Raw genomic sequence first — 8,193 nt, 5'->3', positions numbered from 1 at the left:
TGAGCCTGGAGTTGCTGTTCGAGATCTTTGTTGTCCATTGTTCTGCTCATGGTATCCTCCGGTGCAGAGTACGGGGGCATGAGCAGTTACACAATTTAATTTACAGTCTCGTTGCGCGCGACTGTTTCCGAAACGCATCGTCGCTATACAAGGCGGATAAATTTCCGCGAAGGTTGGCGGGGGCATCTTTGGCAGGAGCGCTTTCATTCCTTTCCGATGGATGAGCCCTACTTGCTGGCTACGGTCCGCTATGTTGAGCTCAATCCCGTTAAAGCCAAGTTGGTTGTAGATCCACAGGATTGGCCTTGGTCCAGCGCCCGAGCGCGTTCTGGGGCGACGGTGGACAGATTGACGCAACGGGAACCGCTGAACAGCATGATACAAGACTGGCCTGCATTCTGGTCTTCCGGCGACGCTGATCGGGCTGAGGAAATCCGCCGGCATACACAGACAGGCCGTCCGCTCGGCACGAGCAGTTTCATAGCCAAAGCTGAACGACGATTGGGCCGCGTACTGCGCCGACAAAAGCCGGGCCCGAAGCGGGGCAGCAAAACTAATAATGCTCAGTTAGAATTTGAGAGTTAAGTATACTGTCCCCGGAAATCCTGGCGCCCTTCGCCGATGCCGGTGCCGACCAGAAGGTGGATACCGGTGCGGCGGTGATGTTGGACGGCAGCCAGTCCTCCGACAGTGACGGCAGTATTGTCGGCTATCGCTGGCGTCAGGTTTCCGGAACAGTGGTCAACCTCGAGTATTCCCCGGAAGGCTACGCGACCTTTGTCGCCCCGGATATCAGTGGCCCGGTAAAAGAGATCCTGGAGTTCGAACTCGAGGTTGAGGACAACGGAGGCTTGCGGGCGACGGACCGGGTGTCGGTTATTGTCGAAGGTGCGGCGGCCCCCGTCGCCATTGCCGGTGAGGACCAGTCTGTACACGCGGGCGCTTCGGTTCTGCTCGATGGGGGCCGGTCATGGGACAGCGATGGCAGTATTGTCGAGCACCGCTGGACCCAGGTCTCCGGCACGCCAGTGGAGCTGGTGAACACGTCGGGTAGTTCCGCCAGTTTCGTGGCCCCAGTGAACGCCAATGGATTGGACATCGTATTGGTGTTCGAACTCGAAGTGGTGGATGACGACGGCCTGACGGGAAGGGATACCGTCAATGTCATCGTCGAGGCGAATGAGGCTCCGGTCGCCGTCGCCGGTGTTGCGCAGACAGTCAGGCAGCAGAGTGTCGTCGAACTCAATGGCTCCGAGTCGACGGACATTGATGGCAGCATCTCCAGCTACCGCTGGGCCCAGCTGTCCGGTCCCGGCGTTGTGTTGGCCGGTGTCGATACGGCCATCGCTACCTTTACCGCGCCCAAGCTGAAGTCCCTGAAGCAGGCAGAGTTGGTCTTCGAACTTTCGGTCACCGATAATCTGGGCGAAATCTCGACCGACCGGGTGACGATAACCGTTGTGAAGTAGTTTGCGCGGGTTCTCCCGCCTTTCCGATAGCTTCTCTTTTGGGGCAATCCGACGGTCAGAGGGTTCAGGGTGAAACCTTTGGTCGCCGGATTGGGTCCATCCCTTCGAGCTCTACTTTTCTTCCATCTGTAGTTTCGCTTTGAGGTGGTTGTTTTTTGAGCGCTTGGGATTTAGTGGGCGATTGTGCGACCCTGTCCTGTTAGGATTGTTGGAGATAACCGCCGTCTGGCTACGAGGAGAAAACAATGACAGAACTTCTGCATAGCCTGCCGCTCTGGCTGTGGTTCCTGCTGGCGCTGGTGGCATTGTTTGTCGCGCGCAGACCGGTGCACCAGGGCATCTTTTCCCTGGCGCGCTTCTTTCACCAGTCCCTGCGCCTGGGCGCCAATGCGGTGGCCGGCGCCGAGCAGCGGCTGCAGGAGCGCAACCGCGAGGTGCTGCTGGCCGTCGGGCGCGAGGCGGCGGAGCGCCATGTGGAGCGGGAGTTCGACCGCATCGAAGCCACGATGAAGAAGGAGCTGGCGCAGTACCCGGCCCTGCACCGCAAGCTGTGCGAGCAGCTGACCGCCATCGACGAGGACTATGTGCGCAGCGCCGAGGTGCCGCCGGAGCCCACCAACTGGGCCAAGGCGATCAAGGCGGTGGCGGAAATCCCCGCCAAGAGCGACCCGGTGGTGGGCGACGTGCTGGAGACCATCCACCACTCGATGCGCAAGGCGGAGGCCAAGGCCCTGGAGGCCTACCGGGAGTCCGCCCGCGAGCGCCACCAGCTGCTGAAGCGCATGATGCCCAACTGGCGCTCCATGCTCTCCACCCTGGGGCGGGTCAACAAGAGCGTCGACTCGGTGATCCGCCGCGCCAAGGCGGTGGACGGCCATATGGAGCGCTACGAGGAGATCGTACAGGGCAGCGACCGCGCCCTGCGCATGCTGTCCTCCTCCTCCCTGAGCCAGTTCTTTATCGCCGCCTTCGTGCTGGCGATCGCCGTCGGCGGGGCCCTGATCAATTTCCACCTGATCGCGCGACCGATGACCGAGATGGTCGGCGGCACCAGCTATATCGGCAACTTCAAGGTGGCGGACATCTCCGCGCTGGTGATTATCCTGGTGGAGATCACCATGGGCCTGTTCGTGATGGAGTGCCTGCGCATTACGCGGCTATTCCCGGTGATCAGCGCCCTGAACGACAAGCTGCGCATGCGCATGATGTGGGCGGCTTTCGTGCTGCTGTTCTTCCTCGCCTCGGTGGAGGCCGGCCTGGCCTTTATGCGCGAGATATTGATGCAGGAGGACCTGGCGGTCAGCGCCCAATTGCGCGGCGGTGAGGTGGAGGCGGCCACCAGCGGTGTCTACTGGATCACCACGGCGGCGCAGATGGGCATGGGCTTTATACTGCCGTTTGCGCTCACCTTTGTCGCCATTCCATTGGAGAACTTTATCGCCTCCGCGCGCACGGTGATCGGCCTGCTGACCACCTTCACCCTGCGCATCCTGTCCGTGGTGCTGCGCCTGCTCGGCACCGCGGCATTGCGCACCGGTTCCCTGCTGGTGCGCCTCTACGATATCGTAATTTTCCTGCCGCTGTGGCTGGAGAATCTGTATTTCAGCTGGCGGGCCGGATCGGCCGACACGGCAGCCGCGGAGAAAGCCTGATGAAAAGAATAATCGCAATCCTGAGTATCCTGCTGCTGGCCGCCTGCGGCGAGCCGGTGGCGCGCAACCAGGGCGTCTATATGCTGATCGACACCTCCGGCACCTATACGAAGGAGCTGGACAAGGCGCAGCAGGTGATCAATTACACATTGGCGAAAATGAATCCCGGCGACACCTTTGCGGTGGCCAGCATCAATACCGGCAGCTTCAGCGAGAAGAATATCAAGGCCAAGGTCACCTTCGACGACCGCCCCAGCGTGACCAACAGGCAGAAGCAGGCCTTTCAGCAGGCGATACAGCAGTTTGTCGATGAAACACAGCCGGCGGCCTATACGGATATCACCGGAGGCCTGCTGCAGGCGGTGGAGTTTCTGAATGAGAAACAGCCGGGGCGCAAGACCATCCTGATCTTTTCCGACCTGAAGGAGGAGATCAAGGAGGGCTACAACCGCGACGTGCCACTGGCGCTGGAGGGCTTCAGCCTGGTGGCCCTGAACGTGACCAAGCTGCGCAGCGACAATATCGATCCCACAGAATACCTGGGGCGGCTGCAGGAGTGGCAGGGCAAGGTGGAGCAGAGTGGGGGCAGCTGGCGGGTGGTCAACGATCTGGAACGGCTGGAAAAAATCCTTCCCTAACTGACCATTGAAATATTCGCTGTAGGAACGGCGGGGCGGCCACCCGCCGTTGGCCGCGATCGATCCATCAAACCCCTCTGGAATTCGATCGCGGCCAACGGCCGCTCCTACAAGGGCAACTGAATACTTTTGGGTGATCGATGTTCTGGCCTTCACTCTTCTGCGTACTGTTAATCATACTCTGGCTCTACGCCAGGTCGCGGCCCGCGCCCCCATCATTGCTCAACCTGCCTCAAAAAGATCGTCCACTGGTCATCGCCCACGGCGACGAGGCCGGCAACGGCCTCTACCCGGGAAATACGCTTTTCTACCTGCAGAAGATGGTCGAGCTGGGGGTGGACGCGCTGGAAATCGATGTGAACCTCACCGCCGACGGCCACCTGGTGCTGATGCACGATTCGCGGCTTGAGCGCACCACCGACGGTGAGGGCGCCGTCGCGGACAAGACGCTGGAGGAACTGCGCCAACTGAATATGGCCCACAACTGGAGCCCTGACGGCGAGACTTATCCCTACCGGGGCCAGCCGCTGCGCATCGCCACCATCGACGAAGTGTTTGTGGCCCTGCCGGACACGCCGATGATTATCGAGCTGAAGGACAAGAGCCCGCGCGCGGCCCGGGCCATGTGCGAAAGCCTGCGGCGCTCGGAAAAGCGCGGCCAGGTGATCGTCTCCTCCTTCCACCAGGGGGTGATCAACGAGTTTCGCCGCCTGTGCCCGGAAGTCGCCACCGGCGCCGCCACCCTGGATGCGATGCTGTTCTTTGCCGCCCAACTGCTGCACGCGGAAAGACTGCTGCGGCCCGCCTACCAGGCGATGCAGTTGCCGATGCGCTACTACGGCATCCCGGTTTTCTCGCGGCGGTTTATGCGCGCGGCGAGAAAGCTCGATCTGCATGTGTCCGCCTGGACGGTCAACGAGCCGGGGGATATGCAGCGCTATATCGACCTGGGCCTGGACGGCCTGGTCAGCGACCGGCCGGATAAATTAATGGCCCTGCTCGCGCAGTAGCTTTTGTAGGAGCCTGCTTGCAGGCGATCAAATCGCCTGGAGCGATTTGACGCAGCGAAGTTGCCCGAAGGGCCGGGCACAGGGATGTGCCCGGCGAATGGCTACGGAGTCATATCCTTTTCGCCTGGCAGATTTTTGCTCCTGCAAAATCTGCATTTCCGCCATCCATGGCGGTCACAGCAGGCTCCTGCAGTGGAGCCCAACCTACGATTCTGTGGAACGGGACAGTTTGCGGCTCACCGATTGCCAGATTCCGAGCAGCAGCGCCCCCAGCTGCGCAAAGGCCCGGGCCAGTCTGCCCGGCTGCCGCTCTTCCGCCATCTCCCCTTCTCGCCCCCCCTCTCTAACTCGAAAGAAGGCCGCATAGAGCGCCGGCAGGAACAGCAGCGTCAGTGCCGTGGCCACTATCAGCCCGCCCATGATAGCCACCGCCATGGGGCCGAAGAAGTCGCTGCGCGAGAGCGGGATCATCGCCAGCACCGCGGTCAGCGCGGTCAGAACAATGGGCCTGAAGCGGCGCACCGTGGACTCGACGATGGCGTCCCAGGGCGTCAGCCCCTGCCCGATATCCTGCTGTATCTGGTCCACCAGGATGACCGAGTTGCGCATGATCATGCCCGCCAGGGCGATGGTGCCGAGCATGGCCACGAAGCCGAACGGCTGGCCGAACAGCAGCAGGAACAGGGTAACGCCGATAATGCCCAGCGGCGCGGTCAGGAACACCATCGTGGACAGGGAGAAGCTGCGCAGCTGCAGCATCAGCAGCGTGATCACCACCAGCACGAACAGCGGCATGCCGGCGTTGACCGAGTCCTGGCCGCGGGCGGACTCCTCCACGCTGCCGCCGATCTCGAGCAGATAGCCCGGCGGCAGCTGCGCGCGGATATCCGCGAGGCGCGGCCAGACTTCGTTGACCACCGTCGCCGGCAGTTCTTTGCCATAGATATCCGCGCGCACCGTCACCGTCGGCAGCCGATCGCGGTGCCAGATGACCCCCTCCTCGAAACCGTATTCCAGGGTCGCTACCTGGTTCAGCGGCACCCTGTCGCCGCTGTCGGTCTGTACGGCCAGGTTGCCTATCCGGCCGAGGGCGTGGCGCTCGCGTTCGTCGCCGCGCACCTGCACGTCGATCAGCTCGTTGCCCTCGCGGTACTGGCTGACGGGAATGCCGGTCAGTGAGCTCTGCAGCGCGCGCGACAGGCTGGCGGAATCGACGCCCAGGGTGCGGGCGCGGGCCTGGTCGATATCCAGCTGCACCGACTTGCTCGGCTCCTCCCAGTCCAGGTGCACATTGGCCACCGCCGGGTTTGCGCGCACCTTTTCCGCCACGGCGCGGGCAATTTCCCGCACTTGCGGAATGTGTTCGCCGGACACGCGGAACTGCACCGGGTAGCCCACCGGCGGGCCGTTCTCCAGCCGCGATACCCGCGAGCGCAGGGTGGGGAATTCCTCGCGCAGGGTTTCGATCAGCCAGCTGCGCACTGTCTCCCGCTCCTCCACGCTGCGGGTGAGCACCACGAACTGGGCGAAGCTGGCCGCGGGCAGCTGCTGGTCCAGGGGCAGATAGAAACGCGGTGAACCGGTGCCCACATAGGCTACATAATTGTCCACCAGTTCGTTCTGCGCCAGCAGGTTTTCCAGGCGCTCGGCCTGGTATTCAGTGGACTTCAGTGAGGCTCCCTCGGCGAGTTTCAGGTCCACCATCAGTTCCAGGCGGCTGGAAGAGGGGAAGAACTGCTGCGGCACCTGGCGGAAGAGCGCGATCGAGCCGGCAAATATCGCCAGGGTCAAAACGATCACCGTCTTGCGATAGCGCAGGCACCACTGCACCAGCCTGCGGAAGCGGCGGTAGAAGGGTTTGTCGTAGGGATCGTGCACGGCACCTACGCTGTCGCGGCGCGCAAGGTTCGGCAGCAGTTTGTCGCCCAGGTAGGGCACGAAGACCACCGCGGCGATCCAGGAGGCCAGCAGCGAAAGTGTCACCACCTGGAAAATCGAGCGGGTGTATTCGCCGGTGCCGGACTGGGCGGTGGCGATGGGCAGGAAGCCGGCGGCGGTGATCAGGGTGCCGGTCAGCATCGGGAAGGCGGTGCTGGTCCAGGCGAAGCCGGCCGCCTTGAGGCGGGACAGGCCCTGCTCCATTTTGATCGCCATCATCTCCACGGCGATGATGGCGTCGTCCACCATCAGTCCCAGCGCCAGCACCAGGGCGCCGAGGGAGATCTTGTGCAGGCCGATATTGAAATAGTTCATCAGCGCGAAGGTCATCGCCAGCACCAGGGGTATCGACAGGGCAACCACCAGGCCGGTGCGCGCACCCAGAGAGAAGAAACTCACCAGCAGCACTATCGCCAGCGCCTCCGCCAGTACCTGCAGGAATTCACCCACGCCGCGCTTCACCGCTGCCGGCTGGTCCGACACCTTGCGCAGTTCCAGGCCCAGGGGCAGGTCCTGCTGCAGCTCGGCAAAGGTGGCGTCGAGGTTTTTTCCCAGCTCGAGAATATCGCCGCCGGCCTTCATGGATACGGCGATGCCGATGGCGTCCTCGCCCATAAAGCGCATGCGCGGCTGCGGCGGGTCGCTGAAACCGCGCTTGATTTCGGCGATATCGCCGAGCATCTGGGTGCGGCCGTAGGCTGTGATCGGGAAGCGGCGGATTTCCTCCACCGACTGGAACTGGCCGCTGACGCGGATGCGCACCCGGTCGCTGGCGGTTTCCACGAAGCCGGCGTCGGCCACGCTGTTCTGGGATTGCAGCGCTGCCTGCACCGCGGACATGGGGATGCCGAGGGACGCGAGCTTGGTGTTGGAAATCTCCACCCAGATTTTTTCGTCCTGCAGGCCGAGCAGCTCCACCTTGCCCACGTCCTTCACCCGCTGCAGCGCCAGCTGCAGCCGCTCGGCGTAATCCTTTTTCAGCGCGTAGTCGAAGCCGGAGCCGGTCAGCGCGTAGATATTGCCGAAGGTGGTGCCGAACTCGTCGTTGAAGAAGGGACCGCGGATATCCGGAGGCAGTGTGTGGCGGATATCGCCGACCTTTTTGCGCACCTGGTACCAGAGATCGGGGATCTCGCTGGAGTGCATATCGTCGCGGGCGACGAACAATACCTGGGACTGGCCGGGGCGGGAGAAGGAGGTGATGCGCTGGTAGTTTCCAGTCTCCATCAGCTTCTTTTCGATGCGCTCGGTGATCTGCCGCGACACTTCTTCGGCACTGGCGCCGGGCCAGATGGTGTTGACCACCATCACCTTGAAGGTAAAGGGCGGGTCCTCGCTCTGGCCCAGCTGGGTATAGGACATGGCGCCCATAAGCCCGAGCACGAGCATGGCGTAGAGCACCAGCGGGCGGTTCTTCAGTGCCCATTCGGAGAGATTGAAACGCATGGCGGTTGTTCCGATTTTTCGCCCGCGTTCCGCGGGCGTT

General features: G+C 62.5%; 5 protein-coding genes. 4 read left to right on the top strand and 1 reads right to left on the bottom strand.

Annotation, left to right across the window (positions count from 1 at the left end; genetic code table 11):
- The first annotated feature begins 587 nt into the window (after positions 1-587).
- The 4 genes from AC6R19_RS20530 (at position 588) to AC6R19_RS20515 (ending at position 4,769) form a co-directional block, all read left to right on the top strand.
- Complete coding sequence (locus AC6R19_RS20530) at positions 588-1,469, top strand: PKD domain-containing protein (RefSeq protein WP_500581743.1); 882 nt, start codon at positions 588-590, stop codon at positions 1,467-1,469.
- A gap of 245 nt (positions 1,470-1,714) precedes the next feature.
- Positions 1,715-3,121 carry a hypothetical protein gene (locus tag AC6R19_RS20525; RefSeq protein ID WP_500581742.1) on the top strand — a complete coding sequence of 469 codons (1,407 nt, stop codon included), beginning with the start codon at positions 1,715-1,717 and terminating at the stop codon, positions 3,119-3,121.
- Positions 3,121-3,759 (top strand): VWA domain-containing protein, encoded by a 639-nt coding sequence (locus AC6R19_RS20520; RefSeq protein WP_500581741.1) that lies wholly within the window; start codon positions 3,121-3,123, stop codon positions 3,757-3,759. The genes AC6R19_RS20525 and AC6R19_RS20520 overlap by 1 nt, the downstream gene beginning before the upstream one ends.
- A 140-nt stretch (positions 3,760-3,899) precedes the next feature.
- Positions 3,900-4,769, top strand: coding sequence for a glycerophosphodiester phosphodiesterase family protein (locus AC6R19_RS20515; protein WP_500581740.1), 870 nt, complete (start codon positions 3,900-3,902; stop codon positions 4,767-4,769).
- Between the two features lie 204 nt (positions 4,770-4,973).
- Here the strand turns inward: AC6R19_RS20515 and AC6R19_RS20510 are convergent, their stop codons facing one another.
- A complete protein-coding gene (locus tag AC6R19_RS20510; RefSeq protein WP_500581739.1) occupies positions 4,974-8,153 on the bottom strand; it encodes an efflux RND transporter permease subunit in 3,180 nt (1,059 codons plus the stop codon).
- Positions 8,154-8,193: the final 40 nt, after the last annotated feature.

This window comes from Microbulbifer sp. SE14, assembly GCF_059834885.1.
Note: the sequence above shows the minus strand (reverse complement) of the source record. Positions and strands in the feature narration are given on the sequence as shown.

Excerpts from the sequence above, each read along its gene's own strand:
- AC6R19_RS20525 (WP_500581742.1), top strand. The coding sequence starts at position 1,715 with ATGACAGAACTTCTGCATAGCCTGCCGCTCTGGCTGTGGTTCCTGCTG.
- AC6R19_RS20510 (WP_500581739.1), bottom strand. The coding sequence starts at position 8,153 with ATGCGTTTCAATCTCTCCGAATGGGCACTGAAGAACCGCCCGCTGGTG.
- AC6R19_RS20520 (WP_500581741.1), top strand. The coding sequence starts at position 3,121 with ATGAAAAGAATAATCGCAATCCTGAGTATCCTGCTGCTGGCCGCCTGC.
- AC6R19_RS20515 (WP_500581740.1), top strand. The coding sequence starts at position 3,900 with ATGTTCTGGCCTTCACTCTTCTGCGTACTGTTAATCATACTCTGGCTC.